The 20,675-nt window shown below is 50.6% G+C and carries 22 protein-coding genes; 8 read left to right on the top strand and 14 right to left on the bottom strand.

Going from position 1 to position 20,675, the window contains the following annotated elements; translation table 11 throughout:
- Positions 1–134 precede the first annotated feature (134 nt).
- On the top strand, positions 135–764 hold the full coding sequence (locus tag NO559_RS06015) for a LysE family translocator (RefSeq protein WP_258330902.1): 630 nt from the start codon (positions 135–137) through the stop codon (positions 762–764).
- Positions 765–800: 36 nt separating this feature from the next.
- Here the strand turns inward: NO559_RS06015 and NO559_RS06010 are convergent, their stop codons facing one another.
- From NO559_RS06010 to NO559_RS05985, 6 genes are read right to left on the bottom strand one after another with little or no spacing between them, the layout of a single operon-like run.
- Positions 801–1,613, bottom strand: coding sequence for a symmetrical bis(5'-nucleosyl)-tetraphosphatase (locus tag NO559_RS06010; protein WP_258330901.1), 813 nt, complete (start codon positions 1,611–1,613; stop codon positions 801–803).
- Between the two features lie 37 nt (positions 1,614–1,650).
- Positions 1,651–2,040, bottom strand: coding sequence for a Co2+/Mg2+ efflux protein ApaG (apaG, locus tag NO559_RS06005; RefSeq protein ID WP_258330900.1), 390 nt, complete (start codon positions 2,038–2,040; stop codon positions 1,651–1,653).
- A gap of 4 nt (positions 2,041–2,044) precedes the next feature.
- Positions 2,045–2,824 carry a 16S rRNA (adenine(1518)-N(6)/adenine(1519)-N(6))-dimethyltransferase RsmA gene (gene rsmA, locus NO559_RS06000; RefSeq protein WP_258330899.1) on the bottom strand — a complete coding sequence of 260 codons (780 nt, stop codon included), beginning with the start codon at positions 2,822–2,824 and terminating at the stop codon, positions 2,045–2,047.
- Between the two features lie 46 nt (positions 2,825–2,870).
- Complete coding sequence (pdxA, locus tag NO559_RS05995; protein WP_258330898.1) at positions 2,871–3,857, bottom strand: 4-hydroxythreonine-4-phosphate dehydrogenase PdxA; 987 nt, start codon at positions 3,855–3,857, stop codon at positions 2,871–2,873.
- A 7-nt stretch (positions 3,858–3,864) separates the two neighbouring features.
- Positions 3,865–5,187 (bottom strand): peptidylprolyl isomerase, encoded by a 1,323-nt coding sequence (locus tag NO559_RS05990; RefSeq protein WP_258330897.1) that lies wholly within the window; start codon positions 5,185–5,187, stop codon positions 3,865–3,867.
- Positions 5,171–7,561 carry an LPS-assembly protein LptD gene (locus NO559_RS05985; protein WP_258330896.1) on the bottom strand — a complete coding sequence of 797 codons (2,391 nt, stop codon included), beginning with the start codon at positions 7,559–7,561 and terminating at the stop codon, positions 5,171–5,173. The genes NO559_RS05990 and NO559_RS05985 overlap by 17 nt, the downstream gene beginning before the upstream one ends.
- Before the next feature lie 180 nt (positions 7,562–7,741).
- On the opposite strand from NO559_RS05985, the gene NO559_RS05980 reads away from it, so the two are divergent.
- Positions 7,742–8,773: an aminoglycoside phosphotransferase family protein gene (locus tag NO559_RS05980; RefSeq protein WP_258330895.1), complete on the top strand. Its 1,032-nt coding sequence runs from the start codon at positions 7,742–7,744 to the stop codon at positions 8,771–8,773.
- 5 nt (positions 8,774–8,778) lie between these two features.
- Positions 8,779–9,459, top strand: a complete 681-nt coding sequence (murU, locus tag NO559_RS05975; RefSeq protein WP_309149061.1) for an N-acetylmuramate alpha-1-phosphate uridylyltransferase MurU — start codon at positions 8,779–8,781, stop codon at positions 9,457–9,459.
- Positions 9,460–9,632: 173 nt separating this feature from the next.
- Here the strand turns inward: murU and NO559_RS05970 are convergent, their stop codons facing one another.
- On the bottom strand, positions 9,633–10,490 hold the full coding sequence (locus NO559_RS05970; protein ID WP_258330893.1) for an alpha/beta hydrolase family protein: 858 nt from the start codon (positions 10,488–10,490) through the stop codon (positions 9,633–9,635).
- A 102-nt stretch (positions 10,491–10,592) separates the two neighbouring features.
- Here NO559_RS05970 and rpe point away from each other — a divergent pair, with 102 nt between their 5' ends.
- Together rpe and NO559_RS05960 are read left to right on the top strand one after the other, a co-directional pair.
- Positions 10,593–11,261, top strand: coding sequence for a ribulose-phosphate 3-epimerase (rpe, locus tag NO559_RS05965; protein WP_258330892.1), 669 nt, complete (start codon positions 10,593–10,595; stop codon positions 11,259–11,261).
- Positions 11,262–11,267: 6 nt separating this feature from the next.
- A complete protein-coding gene (locus NO559_RS05960) occupies positions 11,268–11,960 on the top strand; it encodes a phosphoglycolate phosphatase (RefSeq protein ID WP_258330891.1) in 693 nt (230 codons plus the stop codon).
- On the opposite strand, the gene NO559_RS05955 is transcribed toward NO559_RS05960, so the two are convergent.
- The 7 genes from NO559_RS05955 to NO559_RS05925 form a co-directional block, all read right to left on the bottom strand.
- Positions 11,957–13,054, bottom strand: a complete 1,098-nt coding sequence (locus NO559_RS05955) for an SGNH/GDSL hydrolase family protein (RefSeq protein ID WP_258330890.1) — start codon at positions 13,052–13,054, stop codon at positions 11,957–11,959. The genes NO559_RS05960 and NO559_RS05955 overlap by 4 nt on opposite strands.
- A gap of 6 nt (positions 13,055–13,060) precedes the next feature.
- A complete protein-coding gene (locus tag NO559_RS05950; protein ID WP_258330889.1) occupies positions 13,061–13,213 on the bottom strand; it encodes a DUF5989 family protein in 153 nt (50 codons plus the stop codon).
- Entirely contained in the window at positions 13,214–13,606 is a 393-nt protein-coding gene (locus NO559_RS05945; RefSeq protein ID WP_258330888.1) for a hypothetical protein, read from the bottom strand.
- A gap of 4 nt (positions 13,607–13,610) precedes the next feature.
- Positions 13,611–15,452, bottom strand: coding sequence for a carbamoyltransferase (locus tag NO559_RS05940; protein ID WP_258330887.1), 1,842 nt, complete (start codon positions 15,450–15,452; stop codon positions 13,611–13,613).
- Between the two features lie 96 nt (positions 15,453–15,548).
- The gene (locus tag NO559_RS05935; RefSeq protein ID WP_258330886.1) at positions 15,549–16,211 is read right to left on the bottom strand and encodes an aminodeoxychorismate/anthranilate synthase component II; all 663 of its coding nucleotides are present in this window, start codon (positions 16,209–16,211) and stop codon (positions 15,549–15,551) included.
- Positions 16,212–16,219: 8 nt separating this feature from the next.
- On the bottom strand, positions 16,220–17,626 hold the full coding sequence (locus NO559_RS05930) for an anthranilate synthase component I family protein (protein ID WP_258330885.1): 1,407 nt from the start codon (positions 17,624–17,626) through the stop codon (positions 16,220–16,222).
- A 50-nt stretch (positions 17,627–17,676) separates the two neighbouring features.
- Positions 17,677–17,919 (bottom strand): trp operon repressor, encoded by a 243-nt coding sequence (locus tag NO559_RS05925; protein WP_258330884.1) that lies wholly within the window; start codon positions 17,917–17,919, stop codon positions 17,677–17,679.
- Between the two features lie 89 nt (positions 17,920–18,008).
- Between NO559_RS05925 and NO559_RS05920 the strand changes: the two genes are divergently transcribed.
- From NO559_RS05920 to trpC, 3 genes are read left to right on the top strand one after another with little or no spacing between them, the layout of a single operon-like run.
- A complete protein-coding gene (locus NO559_RS05920) occupies positions 18,009–18,587 on the top strand; it encodes an aminodeoxychorismate/anthranilate synthase component II (RefSeq protein ID WP_258331126.1) in 579 nt (192 codons plus the stop codon).
- A gap of 28 nt (positions 18,588–18,615) precedes the next feature.
- Positions 18,616–19,641, top strand: coding sequence for an anthranilate phosphoribosyltransferase (gene trpD, locus NO559_RS05915; protein WP_258330883.1), 1,026 nt, complete (start codon positions 18,616–18,618; stop codon positions 19,639–19,641).
- 10 nt (positions 19,642–19,651) lie between these two features.
- Positions 19,652–20,479, top strand: coding sequence for an indole-3-glycerol phosphate synthase TrpC (gene trpC / locus NO559_RS05910; RefSeq protein ID WP_258330882.1), 828 nt, complete (start codon positions 19,652–19,654; stop codon positions 20,477–20,479).
- The last annotated feature ends 196 nt before the right edge of the window (positions 20,480–20,675 follow it).

Genomic DNA, 20,675 nt, shown 5'->3' with positions numbered 1-20,675 from the left:
TAAACCTTATTATGATTGTTATGGCTAAAAGCTGTGTTTATTGTTGTTTTGTGAGCATATTGCTCCGTTAAGATTAGTAGTGGCTAACATGGCCTGCAAGTTTACAGGCAACTATTTGTAATTTAGGAGGGGTGGTGAGTTTAGCGCAGTGGATATCATTGGTGTTGGTGTGTGCTTTAGGGGCGGCTATGCCCGGCCCCAGTTTGGCAGTGGTGTTACAAAATACCCTGCGCGGCGGTTTTACTCAGGGTGTGGTTACCGCTATCGCTCATGCGTTGGGGGTGGGGGTCTATGCTCTACTCACAGTGACCGGTTTGGCGGTGTTGATGCTGGCTACACCCACCTTATTTGGGCTAGTTAAAATTGCCGGGGCGCTATTTTTAATTTACATGGGCTTAAAGGTGTTGCTTGCCGCCAGTGGCCCTATTGTTGATGAGCAGCCACCCGCGCAAGCTAGCCGCAAGAGTGCCCGCGAAGGTTTTTTAATTGCTTTTTTAAACCCCAAGTTATTAATCTTTTTTACGGCCTTGTTTAGCCAGTTTTTGCACGCGGATTTAGATTGGCTACAAAAAGGGATTTTAGTGGCAACGGTTACCGTAGTGGATGGCCTGTGGTATTGCTTGGTGGCCCTGTTATTAAGTCATGGCTTGGTGCGGCAGCGTTTTACTCAGCACTCGCTGTGGCTGCAAAGAATTTTTGCTGCGGTGTTGATATTGGTGGGGCTGCGGTTGGTTTTTCAGTCTTTAGGGAAAGTCGCTAGTTGACAGTCTTTAGTTAGAAAAGTCACTAGTCTCTAGTGACTAGCGACTGTCTCCACAATCACAAGTTTCTATTGCTTGCGTCTCTAAATTCATTAGTGATAGATGGCCCTTCCACGCGCAGCCTGTATCCAGGGCAAAAATATTTTCTGTATTGGCTTTGCCTTGTAGGGCGGCCCAGTGGCCAAAGATAATTTTTTGCTGCTGGGTGCTGCGCAGTGGGTGGGTAAACCAAGGGTGAAAGTTAGCCGGTGCGGTACTGCTTTTGTTGTTTAAATCTAACTCGCCCTGAGGGCCGCAGTAGCGCATGCGGGTAAAATAATTGGTGATGGTGCGATAGCGCGGCCAGCCTTGTAAATCATCTTGCCACCCCGCGGGTTTGTTGCCGTACATATTGTTAAAAAAGTCCACGGCCTTACTGCTTTGTAAAATTTGTTCGACTTCGCGAGCGTAGCTTTCGGCCTGGCTTATAGTCCACAGCGGTGAAATACCGGCGTGACTCATGCAGTAATCACCACTGGGGTCGCGGTACATTAAGGGCTGCTGTATTAACCAGGCTACCAGTTCGTCTTTGTCGGGGGCCTGTAATAATTCATCCAAGGTGTCATGGGGGCGTGGGGTGGTGGTGCCATAGGCTACGGCTAAAAAGTGCAGGTCGTGGTTGCCTAAAACAATGCGGGTGCAGGGGCCTAAGTTTTTTAAAAAACGCAGCGTGGCCAGGGAGTCGGGGCCGCGATTAATTAAGTCGCCTACTAACCAAAGTTGATCTTGTTGCGGGTCAAAGTTAACCCGCTGCAATAAACATTGCAGGGGTTTTAAACAGCCTTGTAAGTCGCCTACCGCGTAGCGGGTCATGATGTACTCGTTGCTTACCGTGTTATTACTATAGCCGCTAGTGTAACGCCGAAGGGTGTATTAGCGAAAAGGTGGCTATGGGGGCCTCAAATAACTCACCGCTGGCGCTAATCATTTGATAGCTGCCTTCCATAGTGCCAGCGGCAGTTTCCAAAATGGCACCGCTGGTATATTGATAGCTTTCGCCGGGGGGAATGGTGGGTTGTTGCCCCACCACGCCTTCGCCGCGCACTTCTTGCACGCGATTGTCGCTGTCGGTAATCAACCAGTGGCGGCTGAGTAGCTGTACATTTTCCTCACCGTTATTGGTGATGGTAATGGTGTACGAAAAAGCGTAGCGGTCATATTCGGGAGCTGACTGCTCCGCCAAAAAGGCGGTGGCTACGTTTATAGCTATTGGATTATTGCTGGGGTTACTGGCTGTCATAGTGTTAGCTTAATGCATTGCTGAGGCGAATAAAGTCTTCCAGGCTAAGGGTTTCTGGCCTGGCCGTTGGGTCTATGCCTAAGGCCTCTATATCGGCCTCGCTGAATAATTGTTTAAGCGAGTTGCGCAAAGTTTTGCGGCGCATATTAAAAGCGGTGCGCAATATGGTGTCCAGTTTTTTAATGTCTTTGGCGACATGGGGTAGCTCTTGGTGTGGGGTGAGCCTGACAATGGCTGACTGTACTTTGGGCCTAGGGTCAAAAGACTCTGGCGGTACTTCAAATAGCATTTCTACTTTGCAATAGTATTGGCACATTACCCCTAGGCGGCCGTAGTTTTTACCGCGGGGTTGTGCGGCCATGCGCTGCACTACTTCTAGCTGCAGCATAAAGTGCATGTCTTTAATGAGGTGTTGGTGCGCCAGCAGGTGAAAAATGAGCGGGGTGGAGATGTTATAGGGCAGGTTGCCCACTATACGCAGCTGCTCATCGGCCTTTTGCAGTGAGGCAAAATCAAAGGCCAGGGCGTCACCTTGGTGCAAAGTAAAATGCGCTTCATCGGCAAAGCGTTGCTGCAGTATGGGCACTAGGTCGCGGTCCAGCTCTATGGCGTCCAGCGGTGCACCGGCGGCCAACAGCTCGTCGGTTAAGGCACCTTGGCCGGGGCCTATTTCTACCAGATGGTCTTTAGGCCCAGCTTTAATGGCGCGGGCGATGCGGTGAATAATGCCGTGGTCGGTTAAAAAGTTTTGGCCGAAGCGTTTTCTGGCGCGATGCTCTGTCATAAAAAATTATCTGTGAAAGGTAAAAGGTGTGCTTAAGGTCTAGGGCCTAGCGCTGCGCGTTAGTGGCCATGCTAATGGCATAGTTAAGCGCAGTTTGTAAGCTACCGCCATCGGCTTTGCCGGTGCCAGCTAAATCTAGGGCGGTGCCGTGATCTACCGAGGTGCGAATAATAGGCAGCCCCAAGGTAATATTCACCGCTTCACCAAAGCCCTTGTATTTAAGTACTGGCAGGCCTTGATCGTGATACATGGCCAGCACCGCATCGCAGTGCTGCAGGTATTTATCGTTAAAGGCCGTATCGGCGGGGAGTGGCCCCTGTAGGTTCATGCCTTGCTGGCGCAGCTGGGCTAGGCAGGGTTCTATAATATCGATTTCTTCCCGGCCCATATGGCCGCCTTCGCCAGCGTGGGGGTTGAGGCCCAGCACGATAATGCGCGGTTGGGCTATGCCAAACTGCTGCTGTAAATCGCGGTGCAGTATGCGGGTTACGCTGCTAAGTAACTCTTCAGTAATGGCGGCGGGCACGGCGCTTAGCGGTAGATGGGTGGTGACTAAAGCTACCCGCAAGCCTTCGGTGGCCAGCATCATGACGACTTGCGGGCTGTTGGTTTGCTGGGCTAAAAATTCGGTGTGGCCGCTAAAGGCTATGCCTGCATCGTTAATCACGCCCTTGTGTACGGGGGCGGTGACCATGGCGGCAAAGTCTTTATTTAAGCAACCGTCTATAGCGGCTTGTAGGGTGTTTAATACATAGCGGGCATTGGCTGGGTTGAGCTGCTGGGCCAGGCAGGGCTGGCTTAACGCTACCGGTAATACACAGAGTTCACCGGCCCGGCTGGGCTGTGGCGCGGCCTGGGGGTTAAACGTGCGTAGGCTTAAAGGCAGTTTTAATTGCTGCGCGCGCTGCTGCAGTAGTTCGGGGTCGGCGATGACCACTAGCTCTATGGCTAAGGCCTGCTGTGCCAGTTGCACGCAGAGGTCGGGGCCTATGCCGGCGGGTTCACCGGCGGTTAATGCTATGCGTAGGGTCATGGTTTATTTATTTGTAATCCACGTAGGCTTCGTCGCGAATTTGCTGCAGCCAAATTTGTAGCTCGTCTTTAAACTTTCTATCGTGCAGGTGGTTGCCAGCAATGCGGCGGCGCATATCTTCGGTCACGTCTTTGTCGCGGCGATCTAACACTTGCAGTATGTGCCAGCCGTATTGGCTGCGAAAAGCCGGGCTAACGCCGTTGATGTCGGTGCTGTCCATGGCTTGTTGAAACTCGGGTACTAGCTGGCCGGGGCTGGTCCAGGATAGGTCGCCACCTTCACTGGCTGAGCCTATGTCTTCAGAGTATTCGCGGGCCAGTTCGGCAAAATCTTCGCCATTGAGTATGCGCTGCCTTAGGGCTTTGATTTCGGCTTCGGTGGCCTTGTCGTCACGTATGGCTGAGGGTTTTAGCAAAATGTGACGCGCCTGAGTTTGTGGAATGATTTCACCATCGCCGCGCTTGCTAAGCAGTTGCACAATATGAAAACCGCTGGCGCTGCGTATGGGGTCGGCGACTTCGCCTTTGCTTAAGCTGGTGGCGGCGTCGGTTAAAAAGCCGGGCAGGTCGTCCAGTTTACGCCAGCCTAAATCGCCGCTGTTGATATTAAAGGGGCCGCCGTCGGTGATGGCTTTGCTAAAGTCTGTGCCTTTGCGTACTTGTTGCGCTAAGGCGTGGGCGTGCTCTTGCGCTTTAATTTCCTGCGCTTGGCTGGCATCACTGGCCAGTGGAATAAGTGCATGTAAAAAGCGGTATTCGGGGGCGGTGAGTTTTTTGCCCTCTTCTGAGTTGAGGTAGTTTTCAATTTCTTGATCGCTAATTTGTATGCGGCGGCTGACGTTGCCACTTTGCACGCGCTGGATGAGTAAATCTTTGCGTATTTGTTCGCGCACGGCGGTGTAAGAGCGGCCCTCTTTTTCTAGCATGGCTTTAAACTGCGGTACGCTAAGGCGATTTTGCTGGGCGATGCGGGCCAGAGTTTCGTTGAGTTGCTCGTCGCTAATGCGCACGCCAGCACGGTAGGCCATTTGCAGCTGTATGCTTTCTACTACTAGCTGATCCAGTATTTGCCGTTGCAGTTCTTTATCGTCGGGCAGGGCTTGCTGGTTGTTGCTGAAGTTGGCTTTTACCGATTCGTAGCGTTCGCGGTATTCGCTGGCTAGGATGACATCGTCATCGACGATGGCAATGATGCGATCCAGAGTTTGTGGCGCACTGGCGTTGGCTGCTTGTACTTGGCCGTGGCTAAGTGCGCTAACGCTAAGTAGGCCGCTTATCAATAAAGGGCGCATGATGGTGTTAAGTAGGGCTTTGTTAATCACGTTCTTCATATCCTAAAATGCTTTCTTGGAGTAGACGTATGGCTTTGTTGCCTATGCCGCCCAGGCCTTTTAATTGAAACTGTAAAACGATTTTGTGATCGTGCTCGGTGTCCAGGCTGCTACTGGCGTTAACTTTTTTAACGGCGCGTTGGTAGACTATGCGGGTTAGCCAGCAGCAGTCTTGATACTCTATGCCGAACAGGTCTTCCAGCGAGCGGTCTTCGGCGACATCGTATTGAAACCTGGCCATGGCCTGCCATCTATCGTTAAGTGCTATGACTGTGGAGATGTCGGCTTGTTCCAGTGCCTCTACGCTGCTGGTGGCGGGGTCGTCGCGGCGAAAGCGGTAGCCTACATTTAATAGTGCTTTGTCGTTTTTATAGTGGCTGCTAAAGCCAAACTCATCCATTTTGTCTTGGCGCGAGTCCCACAGGCTGGTGCTATTTAACCAGAAGTTGTCCTGAGGCTGGTAGCGTATTTCGGCGGCTATCTGCGAGTTGTCCTGGCTTAGCGGGCTGTCGCTGAGGTCTTCCTGTATGCGTCGGTCCTGCCAATAAAAGGTTTGCCCCAAGCTTAGGGTGAGGGTTTCCAGGCCGGTGGCTTCGTCTATAAAGCGGCTGGTGACACCCACTGAGGTTTGGTTGGCGTCGTCTAATCGGTCGTGGCCGGTAAAGCGGCTGTCTCTAAAGAGTTGGTTGTAGCTAAAGTTCAGCGCCTTGCTGTCAAAGTCGGGCTGTTGGTTTTGCTCTTCATAGTCGCTGTACAGGTGATAAACACGTGGCTCTAGGGTTTGGCTGTAGCGGCTGTCGCTAAGGCTAAAGGGGCGCTCGAAGATTAGGCCCATATCTAAAGAGCCTAAGGCGACGGTGGCCTCGGGGCTGTCGTCTTCGCTAGCTTGCAGGCCGTCCAGCTGGTAGCTGACGTGGCGTACTTTGGTGCTGGGGATAATAAAGCCCGGTGCCCAGCGCATGGGAAAGCTAACACCGGCCTCGGCGTAACGGCGCTGGCCACTGTCAAAGCTGCCGCCTTTTTCTTTGGATTCTTCGTGGTCAAATTCGGTGAATTGCAGCGACAGCGAGTAATCGGGGACGAAGTTTTCGCCGTGGCTTTGCCTGCTGAGGCTGATTTGCGGCAGGCGTTTATAGGGGGCGTTGTATACCGTGTCCAAACTTTGATGCTCTTGCACTAAGACTTGCCCGCTCCAGTTTTGCGAGTTAAAGCTCATGCGGCCGGTTTGGGCTAGGTGATTGCTTCTTTGGGTGCTGATGCTGTCAAAACTAAAGTCGCGCAAATAATCCAGGTCACTGACCTTGTTGTAATCTATGCTATGGCTCCAGTGTTGGCCGAAGCGACCTTGCTCTTTGATATTGCCCAGCCAGCGCTTTTCGCCATCCATTTCATCGTCGTTAAGCTGCGCGCCAGCGACAGTCCAAAAACTGTATTGATTTAAATAGCGGGTTTCGGCCTCTAACATATTACCGTGCTGGCCCACGCGACGGGGTGTGATGGTGGCGTCAAAGTTGGGGGCAATATTGAGGTAGTAGGGTAGCGATAAATCCAAGCCACCATCGCTGCTGGCTATGGTGGGCCATAAAAAGCCGGTTTTTCTGCGATCATCTATGGGGAAGGTGAGGTAGGGGCTGTAAAAAACCGGAATGTCTTTTACGCGCACGACTACATCTTCGGCGCTGCCCCAGCCGGTGGCTTGGTCTAGGTTTAGCTGGCCTGCAGTCATAACCCAGACTTCGTCGTCGGGAGTACATTGGGTATAGCGCGCACCGCTAAAATTAAAGCTGAACTCGCTGGGGTGCTCGGCTTGCTCGGCGCTAATACGCAGGCCGGTATCGTGATTGAGTATATGGGCTTGGCTAAAAGAGCCTAGGCCGGTATCGGTATTGATTTCGCCAGCTTCACAGCGCAATAAAAAGCCGGGCTCGCGCACCTCTACATGGCCTTTAAGCTTGAGCACATTGCTTAAGCGATTAAGGGTGGCGCTGTCGGCAATTACGCGGCGCTGGCCTTTGCTTAAAATGACATCGCCATTGAGCTCTACGGTGTTTTCCGTCATAGACGACTGGTTGGCACCCGCATGCAAGGCGGCTTGCTCGGGGGGGATATGGGCCTCGGGCCAGTCGGCTTTAGGCTCTACATAGGCGCCTTGGCAGCCGGTGCTCATTTGGCAGCGCTGCTGGTCACTAAGCTCATGTTCTGGCAGCCAGTCCCAGGCTTGATAGTCGTTGGCCATGGCTGGGCTAATGCCAGCGCATAGGGTGATTGCCGTCGCCAAACTGTGGTAGCGAAATAGCGGCGTGTAGATGGATTTTACTGCGGCCATAAAGTGTATTTTAGTTACCGGCGATAACAGCGCGGGCTGGGTTGGCAATAATAAGCTTGGCAATAACAAGCTCTGTGATGGAAGCAGGCATAATAAAGCATTCCTTAATAAATTGCCTGTTTGCGACTGGCTTCTGTTAAATAGGTGGATTTATCTTGTGGCGGTTTCGGTTATAGTGGCGCAGCATGGTGCAAGATAATATCAATAACCGGTATGTGTGGTGAGTGTGTGTTAGCAAAGGATAAAAGGCAGCAGGCTTTAGAGCAGTGGGCCAGCAGTCAGTTAGGGCAGCCTGTGGTGGGGGTGCCAGCTTCTACCGATGCCAGCTTTAGACGTTATTTTCGTTATACCCTAGCTGATCAGCGCAGCGTGATCGGCATGGATGCGCCCCCCGATACTGAGAACAATCCCGCCTTTGTTGATATAGCCCAGCGCTTGGCGCAAGCCGGTTTAACCGTGCCGGAAATTATTGCTTATGAGCAAGCGCAGGGTTTTTTGCTGCTTAGCGATTTGGGTACCCAAACTTATTTGCAGGCTATTAATGCCGATAATGCCCAGGTTTTAATGAGCGACGCCATCCAGGCTTTGGTGACCATGCAAACCCATACTGCCAGTGCCGGTTTGCCAGCGTATGATGAGGCGCTGCTGAGCAAGGAGCTGGCGTTGTTCCCCGAGTGGTATATAGGTCGGCATCTCAATGAGCACCTGAGCCCAGCAGCCAAGGCGGAAATCAGCAGCTTATTTAACACTTTGAGCCAGCAACTGCTGACTAATATCAGCGCCCAAGGCCGGGTTTTTGTGCACCGCGATTATATGCCTCGCAATCTGATGCTTAGTGATGCTGAGAGCAAGCCTGCCATTATTGATTTTCAAGATGCGGTCTACGGCCCCGTTAGCTACGACCCTATTTGCCTATTTAAAGATGCCTTTATCAGCTGGCCAGAGCCGCAGGTACAGGCTTGGTTGCAGCAATACTGGCAGCAGGCCGTGGCGGCGCAGTTACCCGTGGCTGCGCAATTTGAAGATTTTTTAACCGATTGTGATTATATGGGGGTGCAGCGTCACCTAAAGGTGTTGGGGATTTTTGCCCGCATCCACTACCGTGATGGCAAGCCCCAATACTTGCAAGATGCCCCTAGGTTTATCGCGTATTTACAGACTGTGAGTGAGCGTAGGCCGGAGTTGAGCAGCCTAACTAGCTTGCTGGCCATCATCTCACCTTTAGTTAACCCTTTAGCCAGCAAGGAGCAAGCGCAGTGAAGGCCATGATTTTAGCCGCCGGTTTAGGTAAGCGCATGCGGCCACTGACCAATCATGTACCCAAGCCTTTATTGTTAATTGCCGGTAAGCCCTTAATTGAATACCACATAGAGCGACTGGTGGCGGCAGGTATAAGGGACATAGTGATTAATCACGCCTACCTAGGCGAGCAAATTGAACACTGCCTGGGGGATGGCTCGCGCTGGGGGGCGAGTATTAGTTACTCCCGCGAGGGTGAGCCGCTGGAAACCGGCGGCGGAATATACCAAGCCTTGCCCTTATTGGGTGAGCAGCCTTTCTTAGTGGTTAACAGCGATGTGTGGACCGATTACCCGCTAGAGCAATTAGTCTTGCGCCAGGGCGCCAACAGCTTAAAGCTGGCACACTTGGTGTTAACCGCTAACCCCGAACATAACGCTACAGGTGATTTTGTATTATTACCCGGCCAACATGTGGTGGCCGAGGGTGAGGGGCCGCGCTTGACCTTTACCGGCTTGAGCCTATTACACCCCAACTTATTTAATGCCTGCGAGCCGGGCAGCTTTCCCTTACTGGGGCTGTTAACCGAGGCAATGGCGGCGGGCCAAGTTAGTGGTGAGCACTACCGCGGCAACTGGGTGGATGTGGGCACACCGCAGCGCTTGCTGGAATTGGATAGGCAGGTGCGGGCAGCGTGCTGTGATTAGCTAGCCATTTCCTATTGGCCGTCGCTGGCACATATTAAAGCCTGGCATAACAATGCCGAACACCAGCAGGCGCAGGCTTTGGGTAAGGCGAAGTGGTATGCCAGCTATGAGGTGCAAGTCGCCGAGCTGATTCCTTAGCGGCCCGTTATAAAGCTGGGCTGCGAGCAGCCCTATTATTTAACCCCCACCGAAAAACCTGCTGCGGTTTTGTTTAGCCAGCCGCGTATGCGTTTGCTGAGTTTGTCTTCGTCCTGCTGTGGGCGCAAACCCATGCGGGGCATGCGCACCTGTTGATATTGGCCCCGTGGCAAAGGTTTGGTGCTGCGCAGGCGTTGCTGGGCAAAGAGCTGAGCCTGCCTATCGCCACTAAAATAAATATCCAACACTGGAAATTTCAACTTGGGCAATAGTGCGGTAATGGGCTGTTGGTTGATTTGGTTTTTGGCATCCACCAGCGCCAAGCCGCGAATTTGTTTGAGTTGGGTTTTATCGCTGATTTGGCTGGCATAGTTGATTAGGCGATTAGCGCTGCTACCTTCCCCCAGCAACACCATATTGTAGATGCCCTTGCTGTTAAAAAAGCTAATGGCGGCGGCAATGGTTTGCTGTGCCTGTTCGGCAGTGTCGGTAGTGAGCGGCGGCATGGTCAGCATTAAAGCGTGCCAGCGGTTATCAGCTAAAGTTTGTTGCAGGTTAAAAAGCCGGTTATGGCGGGTAATGGTTTGTTCGTGGCGGGGCAGCAATATCACGCCGCCGCGGGCCTCGCCAGAGTGGTCGGGGCTATATAGGCTAAGTATTTTCTGGCCAGCCACCTCCAGCCACATGACTTGCTCTTGGGGTAGGTCTTGGGCCAAGAGTGTGGGGGTATTGCTGCTAAACTGTGCTCTGGCTGCGGGGGTAGCGGCTGGCGCGGTATCTTCGTTAGTGTCAGCGGCACTGTCGACCGATTCATCCTGGCCGTAGGCGGCCGCGCTAAGCAGCCAAAGGCTAACTATTAGTAATCGTGCTATGGCGTTGAGTTGAGTCATCATGTAGCAATTATTTTGTGGAATCCTGCAAAGCCTGCTGAATCGCGGCTAGTATTTCAGTAAGATAGCGGCCAATTAGCCTAAACCTAGAGTTCGGATTGTATTATGAGAGATTATCAAATAGCACCCTCTATTCTTGCCGCAGACTTTGCCCGTTTAGGCGAAGAGGTGGATAACGTCATCGCGGCCGGTGCCGATATTGTTCATTTTGATGTAATGGATAATCACTATGTGCCCAACCTCACCATAGGCCCCATGGTGTGTGAAGCGCTGCGCAAGCACGGTGTCACCGCGCCTATAGATGTACATTTAATGGTAAGCCCGGTGGATGATTTGATCGCCAGCTTTGCCAAGGCCGGAGCCAGCTATATTACTTTTCACCCCGATGCTTCCACCCATGTAGACCGCTCTTTGCAAATGATACGCGATGCCGGTTGCAAGGCTGGCTTGGTATTAAACCCGGCCATGGGTTTAGAGCCGCTGAAATATGTGATGGATAAATTGGATATGATTTTGCTGATGTCGGTTAACCCCGGCTTTGGCGGTCAAAAATTTATCCCCTCTACCATAGACAAGGTACGCGAAGTGCGTGCATTAATAGACGCCAGTGGTTATGACATACGCTTGGAAGTCGACGGCGGTATTTCTGCTAGCAATATCGCCGAAATCGCCGCTGCCGGTGCCGATACTTTTGTGGCGGGCTCAGCCATTTTTAATCAGCCTGATTATAAAAAAGTCATAGATGAGATGCGTGAGCAATTGGCATCAGTGTAGCGCGTTATGGCTAAAAAGCTCAGTGCCTTATTAGATCAGCCGCTGCAAGGTTTGTTGTTTGATTTGGATGGCACTCTAGTCGATAGCGTACCCGATTTAGCCGTTGCAGTAGATGCGATGTTAGCTGCTGCCAATTTGCCCTTGGCGGGGGAGTCGCGGGTGCGTACTTGGGTGGGCAATGGCGCTAAAGTGCTGGTGCAAAAAGCATTGGCCTTTGCGCAAAATTGCGAGCTCGCTGAATTGGATGACGCAGAACTGGCGCAACAGCAGCAACAGTTTTTTAAATATTATCGGCAAAGTAGTGGCCAGCACAGCGCCTTATACGCAGGCGTAATGCCAGCTTTACAACATTGGCACAGCCAGGGCATAGCCATGGCGGTAGTCACCAATAAGCCCGCTGAATTTATTCCGCATATACTAAAGCAGTTTGCCCTAGAGGATTTTTTTACTGTGTGCCTAGGGGGCGACAGCCTGCCCCAGCGCAAACCGCAGCCGGCGCCTTTAATCCAGGCCTGCGCTGCTTTAGCTGTGCCGCTAGATCGCTGTGTGATGATAGGCGATTCGCAAATTGATGTGGCCGCCGCTAGGGCTGCTGGTATGCCGGTGGCTTGTGTGAACTATGGCTATAATCAGGGCCAGCCTATTAGTGCTGCTAACCCTGATGTGGTGGTGGGATCTTTGTTAGAGTTGTGTGCTTAAAGTTTAAACTGTTGTTGTATCAGTTGGGCAATAATCTGATGACCTTGAGGATTTAAATGCCCTTCATGGGGGTAGTACCACTGCGGCTGCCCCTGCGCTAAGTAAAGCTGTTGTAATTGCTGGGCTAAGTTCCAATAGTCTAAGCTTAATTGCTGGCATATCGTTTGTAACTGCCCCTCTATATAAGCTTGTAGTAAACCATCCGCAGATAGCGGTGCTTGTAAATACGTGTTGTTGGGTAGGCTGGCAACAGTGAGGCTGGCACCTTGTTGTTGTAATTGTTGTTGCAGTTCTTTAAGCAGGGCGGTGAGTAAGCGGCTATTGTCACTATAATATTGTGCAAACAGGGCTTGCGTAGTAACAGGGTCGTACCGAGGAGCGGGTAGTAAGCGTTGCAGTAATAAGCTGCGCTGCCTTAGCTTAATTAAGGGCGTGTGTTGTTGGCTGAGTGTTTGATTGATAGATAGACGCAGCGAGTTAGTGCTGGTTTTTTTTGGGGTTTTGGGCACTGGGGTGTTAGTCAGTTGCAGCTGCTGCTGTAGTAGTGTGTATAAGGGCTTGGCTTGGGCGGCTTGTAATGGGTAGCTGAGCATAATGTCTAAATAATCATTGCCCAGATAAAAAAATAACACATAGTGTTGAGCTTTTAATCGCGGCGCCATATCTTTGATCAGCAAGAGTTGCTGGTCGGTGCTGTATCCGGGGATGCTGAGATTCAATACCCGGTTAGCGACTTGCTGGTTAATTAAGCTGCTAAAGGTTTGATCATCGTTAACGCCCAGGCCAAAACTAAAACTGTCGCCCACTATTGCCAAACTGTTGGCCTGGGCCTGATTAAAATTACTGAGCTCACCGCGAAAGCCCAACAGGTTGGTGCTGTAGCTGGCATTGAAATCATGGTGTTGATGCTGGCCTTGCCAGTTGGGGGTGAGCGTCCAACCTAGGGTGGGGTGGTAGCGTAATAAATTGGCACTGATATGGGAGCTGTTAGCTATGCTGCTATTATATTTGGCTAGGATAAATTCAATAGCTAGCAGGCTTAGTACGCTGCTGCTAATAATAAAAAAACTGGCTGGCCAAAAGTTTTTATTCATAGCCGTTTAAAACAAGGTGTAAATAAACGGACTGAGTGCCGAAGATTCGGTAAAAATAATTAAAGCCCCCACTAGCATCATGCTAAGAATAATAGGCAGCATCCACATCTTTTTGTGTTTTTTACCGTACAACCATAGGTCTTTTAAAAATTCAAACATTTAGAATGGATGCTCCATGTCTTGGGCTGTTTTTTTGCTGCTATTAATTCTATAAGAACCCTGTTGATTAAGCGTGCTGTTGCGTATGTTTTTGCCGCTTAAACGGTATAGTAATGCGCTGGGGGTGATAATGATAAAAAATATCATAGTTAATAAAAACTGTATCAGCCAGCGGTTAAGAGTGTGGCTGACTTTAATCCAGCCGCAATAAAACCCCAGATAGCGCTGTGGCTGCCATAAGCCATGGCAGGCAAATAATCCAATAATTAAGTAAGCGCTGATCACATAGGCTGTGCTGTACTGCTGCCAGTAGTTGAATAGGCTAAACCAGAAGGCTGCTACCAAGCTTAGGCTAATAATAAATATGCGCAGTGTTTTTGTGCGGGTATCCATAGCTTTAATCCGCCTCAAAAGTGCGTGTTGCAGATGTGGCTGGGGGTTGCTCAGTTTTACGCAGCAGGTAGTTACCCAGTATTAAGTAATCCATGTCGGTGGCCATAAAGCATTGGTAGGCATCCTCAGGGCTGCACACTATGGGTTCGCCACGCACATTAAAGGAGGTGTTAATTAATACCGGGCAGCCGGTTAGTTGCTCAAACGCCGTGAGTAGTTGATGAAATAAAGGATTGTGCTGACCGTCGACGGTTTGGATTCTGGCGCTGTAGTCTACATGGGTAATAGCGGGCAGCTGTGAACGCTCTACATAGAGTTTGTCCATCATGGCCAGCGTTGCCATTTTTTGTTCACTGTGGGGTTTGCGTATAGTTTCTGCGACGCCGCAGGTAAATGTCATATAGGGGCTTTGTTCAGATTGAAAATAATCGGCGGTTTTATTTGCTAGCACTGCGGGGGCAAAAGGCCTAAAAGATTCTCTAAATTTAATTTTTTTATTGAGTTTTAATTGCATGTCTTTATTGCGCGGGTCGGCCAGTATGGATCTATTTCCCAAGGCTCTGGGGCCATACTCCATGCGCCCTTGAAACCAACCTAATACTTGGCCTTGAGAGAGTAAGTCTGCGCATAGTTGGGTGAGCTCAGCATCGTTGTAATATTGATGAGTTATGTTCTGAGCGTGTAAATAATCGGCAATATATTGTGAGCTATATTGAGGCCCTAAATAACAGCCTTGCATGTTGTCGCCATCAGCGCTGCTGGTGCGCGCTTGCTGTTGATATATATGCCAGCCCGCCAGTGCAGCTCCCAGTGCACCACCGGCATCGCCCGCTGCGGGCTGTACCCAGATATGTTCAAAAATATTTGCCTGTTTAAGCGCGCGATTGGCCATGCAGTTAAGGGCTACACCCCCCGCCAGGCACAGCTTTGTCGCAGCTGTTTCGGCTTGCAATGTACGCGCGAGCTGGATAACCACTTGTTCGGTGACGGCCTGTATAGAGGCTGCTAAGTCTAATTGTTTTTGGCTGAGAGGGCTTTCGGGTTGGCGGGGTTCGCCGTTAAATAGTTGATGGAATTTAGCCGAGGTCATGGTGTTGCCTAGGCAAAAGTCAAAGTAGCTTAGGTCCAGCTTAAAACTGCCATCGGCGCGTATATCGATGAGTTGTTGTTTGATTAACTCGGCATAACGGGGCTTACCATAGGGCGCTAAGCCCATCAGTTTGTACTCGCCGGAATTGACTTTAAAACCACAATAGTAAGTAAAGGCTGAGTACAATAAACCCAGTGAATGGGGAAAGTTAATTTGCCATAAAGCCTCCAGTTGCTGGCCGCGCCCCATCCAGGCAGAGGTGCTCGCCCATTCACCTACGCCATCTAGGCACAGCACTGCAGCGTCTTGATAGGGGCTGGGGTAAAAGGCTGAGGCGGCATGGGCTTGATGGTGTTCGGTAAATAATAACTGGGGTAGTTGGTGTTTATGTAATTGGCTGAGCGCACAGAGTTCGCGGCGCAATAGCGACTTTAAATGTAGCCGCTCTTTAAGCCAGCGCGGCATTTGTCGTAAAAAAGTACTAAGGCCGCGCGGGGCATAGCTGAGTGTGGTTTCCAGTAGTCTGTCGAAAGTAAGAAAGGGCTTATCGTAAAATACGATAATTGCAACATCGCTTAACTGGCAATTAGCCTGTGCTAAGCAATAGTTGATGGCCTGTAGCGGAAAGCTAGGGTCGTGTTTTATACGGCTAAAGCGCTCCTCTTGCGCCGCAGCAATAATATTGCCGCAGTCAATCAGGGCCGCCGCACTGTCGTGATAGTAGGCGGATATGCCTAGAATAAGTCCCTTATTCATTATTATCCGTTCTTTATCGGGGATTAGTGTTTAAAGATAGTCCTGTTCTGCTAGATAGTCACGGATTTGCCGCAGCAGGCTGCGGCGTAAAGATACTTAACGGCAAAATAAAAAGTTTTTAATCAGTTCTTTACCGCCCTCAGTGGCAAAGGACTCGGGGTGAAACTGTATGCCGTAGATGGGGTGCTCGCGATGTTGTATGCCCATAATTTCAAAATCACCACCGGCTTGGATCAGCGCTTTGTTTTCAAATTCGCTGGCGGGTATATCGCCTACCAGGGCGGTTATTTGCAGGCAGTCGGGAAAGCTTTCGGCTTCGGCCATAAGCGAGTGGTAGCGCATCACCTCTAACTGATCGGGTATGTTGTTAAACATGCCTAGGCCGTTATGGGTGATAGGGCTGATTTTGCCGTGCATGGGTACATGGGCTTTCACCACTTTGCCGCCAAATACATGGGTAATGCCCTGCATGCCCAGGCAAACCCCTAGCAGTGGGGTGTGTTGGCCCAGCTCGGTAATCACCTGCGCGCATATGCCAAAATAGTTTTCATCGTCGGGTGAGCCTGGCCCTGGTGAGATAATAATACGATCGGGGTTGATGTCGCGTATTTCTTGCAGGCTGATTTGGTCATTGCGTTTGACGATGATTTCAAAATCGTTGATGTGGCCGCGATTTTTTTCGGAGCTGAGTATCTCACCTATGTATTGGTATAGGTTGTAGGTGAAAGAGTCGTAGTTATCGATAATAAAAACTTTCATGACTGCGGTTACCCTTTGTGCGCGGCTGGAATAAATTGATCTAACACTTTTTTAGTGCCAGCGAACTTGCGGCGTATTTCTTCGTACTCGTCTTCGGGGTTGGAGTCGTAAACATTGCCGCCACAGGTTTGTACATAGGCCTGCTCGCCATTGGCGAATACCGTGCGTATGGGTATGGCAAAGGTGCAGTCGCCGTTAAAGGAGAAGTGGCCCACCGCACCGCCGTAGGGGCCGCGGCCTTCGTTTTCTAAATCATTAATGATTTTCATGGCTTCTATTTTGGGGGCGCCCGTTAAGGTGCCTGCGGGAAAGTTGCTGGCTAGGGCAGAAAACATGTCTTCGCCTTCGGCAATAATGCCAACGATTTCACTAGAGATATGCTGTACATGGCTAAAGCGCTTGATGTCCATCAGGCTGCGTACTTTGACGGTACCAAACTGGGCGACCCTGCCTATATCGTTGCGGTGTAAGTCCACTATCATATTGTGCTCGGCAATTTCTTTGGGGTCGTTGAGCATGGCGCGGGCCAGGGCGGTGTCTTCTTTGGCTGTGGCACCGCGGGTGGTGGTGCCCGCCAGTGGGAAGGTTTCCATTTCGCCCTGGCGCAGGCGGAATAGTAATTCCGGGCTGGCACCTATGAGTTTTTGCTGGCCAAATTTCACGTAGTACATTTGCGGTGAGGGGTTTTCCTCGCGCAGTTGCTCGTAAATATTGATGGTGTCGCCTTCTAGGCGGAAGCGTTTTTTAAAGCCCACTTCGGTTTGGAATATTTTGCCATCTATAATGTCTTGCTTAACTTTTAATACCGCCGCTTTGTGCTGCTCTTGGCTCATGGTTTCGCCCAGCGGGGTGATGGTCAGTTCGCCGTTAACAACATCGGGTTGCTCTATTAGCTCTTTAATCAGTGCTTCGCGGTTGCCGGTGTCGCTGCCCTCGTAATAAAAGTAGATAAGTTCGCCGGTCATTTTGTCTAGGATAAGGCCGTCTTTAAAGACGCCAAAACGAAAGGCGTCAAACATGTCGCTGTCTTGTAGCTGTAAGCTGGGCTCAAAATAATTCATGCAGTTATAGCTAAGATAGCCGGTGAGGCCGCCAGCATATTTACGGGACAAAATATTTTGCGGCACTATATCGCGCAGCAGTTGGTAGGGGTTGTCGCTATTAAAGTGCTCGGTACTGCCGTCGCGCTGTTCTATGCTCAGGGTATTTTCGTTGGCGTGGATTAGCTGTTCGGGATCGAAGCCTATAATAGAGTGGCGTGCCATATGGCTGTCTTCGCCCAGTGACTCTAAATAAAAGCAGTGCTCAAAGCGGCGCTCTATTTTTTTAAACAGCGCAAAAAAATCACAATCGGCAGTGAGAGTTATATAGTGGGGCTTTCTGGGCAGTGTTATGCTGCGGGGCTTGTTGGCCATAGTCCTAGCTCTAGTTCGGTAGTAATGTTTGTCAATGCTGCCAGCAGAGGCTAGTCGCCTTTGAGGGCGCGGGAGCCTCGGGTAACAGTGGCTATACCTACGCCCAGCTTTTCGGCAATTTGCCGCTGTGGCATGCCCTGCTCCAGCAGCTTAAAGATCTGCAGGCGCTTGCTGATTTCACTGAGCTCCGAAGGGGTCAGCAGGCTGCGCAGTATATGTTCCATGCGGCCGCTGTCTTCCGCGGTGAGCAGATGGGCGATTAGTTCGTGGGTGTAGTTGCATTCTGTATCCATGTACTAGTACACTACCACAAATCAATGAAAGATCAATAGCGGTGAGCTTATCCGTGAAGCTAACGGTTATTGATGTGGGCAAATCGCTAATGTTGTTAATGATAGATAACTATGACTCCTTCACGTATAACGTGGTGCAGTATCTGGCCGAGCTAAAGGCTGAGGTGCAGGTGGTGCATAATGATGAGATCACCGTGGCGGAAATTGCCCAGCTGCAGCCAGAAAAAATTGTGATCTCACCGGGCCCTTGTACCCCCAACGAAGCGGGGGTATCGCTGGCAGCTATAGAGGCCTTTGCCGGCAAGATCCCTTTACTGGGTATATGCCTGGGGCATCAGGCTATAGGTCAGGTGTTTGGTGGTGAGGTAGTGCCAGCGGGCAAGGTTATGCACGGTAAAACCTCGGCTATTTATCATAACGATCAAGGGGTTTTTGCCGGTTTGAGTAATCCTTTTCAAGCCACCCGTTATCATTCATTGGTGGTGGATAAGCATAGCTTGCCCGATTGCTTGCAGCTTACCGCTTGGACTCAACATGAAGACGGTAGCTTGGCTGAGATTATGGGGTTTAAGCACAAGACTCTAGCCGTGCAGGGGGTGCAATTTCATCCCGAGTCTATTTTGACTGAGCATGGCCACCAATTATTACGTAATTTTTTAGCAAGCTAAGCCTAGCTTATAAAAACAGGAAACAACCATGGATATTAAAGCCGCTATAGGCGAAGTGATTGAAGGCCGCTCATTAAGCACCGAGCAGATGACGGCAGTTATGCGCCAAATTATGACGGGCCAGGCCACCGATGCACAGATTGCCGCTTTGCTGGTGAGCCTGCGGGTAAAGGGTGAAACCGTGGAAGAAATTTGCGGCGCCGCACAGGTGATGCGCGAGTTGGCTACGCCAGTTAGTGTTAGCGGTGATTACCTGGTAGATATTGTTGGTACTGGTGGTGATGGCTCCAGCCTGTTTAATGTGTCTACTGCCAGTAGCTTTGTAGTGGCGGCCGCCGGAGGTCAAGTGGCCAAGCACGGCAGCCGTTCGGTGAGCTCTAAAAGCGGCGCTGCCGACTTATTAGAGGCTGCTGGAGTGCGCTTGGATTTAAGTGCTGAGCAAGTGGCTGAGTGTGTTAGCCGGGCAGGTATAGGTTTTATGTTTGCGGTCAACCATCATGCTGCGATGAAATATGCAGTAGGCCCCCGCAAAGAGTTAGCACTGCGCACAGTATTTAATTTACTGGGGCCGGTGACTAATCCCGCCGGTGTGGTCAATCAATTATTAGGCGTGTACAGCAAAGACTGGGTACGGCCTATGGCCGAGGTGCTAAAAAACTTAGGTAGTGAGCACGTATTGGTAGTGCACTCTGCTGATGGCCTGGATGAAATTAGCATAGCCAAAGAAACCTACGTAGCAGAATTACGCAATGGCGAAATTACCGAATACACTATTACCCCCGAACAATTTGGTATGACCCGCGCCAGCTTAGATAGCTTAACAGTCAGCGGTGCAGCAGAAAGCCTAGTGATAGTGAATGCTTTGTTAGCCGGTGAAAAAGGCCCTGCTGCTGATATAGTGGCCTTAAATGCCGGTGCGGCTTTATATGCAGCCAATGTGGTAGACAGCTTAGAGCTGGGTATAAAAGCTGCACAAGATGTTTTAAACAGCGGTAAAGGTTTAGAAAAATTACATGAGCTCGTGGCCCTGACCCGCGCCATGAAAGAAGGTTAGTCATCCTATTATGAGCACAGTTATTAATACCCCAACCATTTTAAAAAAAATTGTCGCCCGCAAACGTGAAGAAATTGCAGAGCGTTCGGCCAAGACTAGCGTGGCGCAATTGCAGGCCTTAGCGGCCCAGCAAACAGCTTGCCGTGGTTTTGCGCATGCCATTGCTGCCAAGCTGGATGCAGGTTTATCAGGTGTTATCGCCGAGGCAAAAAAAGCTTCGCCTAGTAAAGGCGTGATACGGCCTAACTTCGACCCCGCAGCCATCGCCAAAAGCTATGAGCAAGGCGGTGCAGCGTGCCTGTCGGTATTAACTGATGCTGATTTTTTTCAGGGTAGTGAAGAATACTTAATGCAGGCGCGGGCTGCTTGCAACCTGCCAGTAATACGAAAAGACTTTATAGTAGACCCCTACCAAGTGGTCGAGGCGCGCGCCATAGGTGCTGACTGTATTTTATTAATTGCCGCCTGCTTAGACGATATACAAATTGCCGAACTTAATGCCGCCGCCCTAGAACTGGGTATGGATGTATTAATAGAGGTGCATGATCGTGCAGAGTTAGATCGCACCCTGCCCGTAGGTAATACCTTAGTGGGCATTAATAACCGCGATTTAAACACTTTTGAAACCACGCTAGATACCACCTTCAATATGCTGCCGCATATTCCCGATGATCGCATAGTCGTCACCGAAAGCAGCATACACACTGCTGCCGATGTGGCCGCCATGCGCGAGCATAAAGTCAATGCGTTTTTAGTGGGCGAGGCGTTTATGCGAGCGGATGACCCCGGTGCGAAATTAAAAGAGCTATTCTTCGAAGCGGCAAGCGGCAAGCTATAAGCGGCAAGCAAAAAGCCAAGCGAGGGCTTGGCTTTTTAGATTTATATGTTCAAAATTTTTGCAGCTTGCTGATGTGACCCACATAAAACGGACACTTAGATTGCAGCTTTATAGCAGAGCATTGGCACCTGATTCAAGGTGCCATGTACTCGCCACGTGTTATAAAAGTCATTAATGTAGGACTGCACCAAGCGTT

The sequence above is a fragment of the Dasania sp. GY-MA-18 genome, assembly GCF_024734385.1.
Lineage (GTDB): Bacteria > Pseudomonadota > Gammaproteobacteria > Pseudomonadales > Dasaniaceae > Dasania > Dasania phycosphaerae.
The sequence above is the reverse complement of the archived record's forward strand: the minus strand, read 5'-3'. Positions and strand labels throughout refer to the sequence as shown.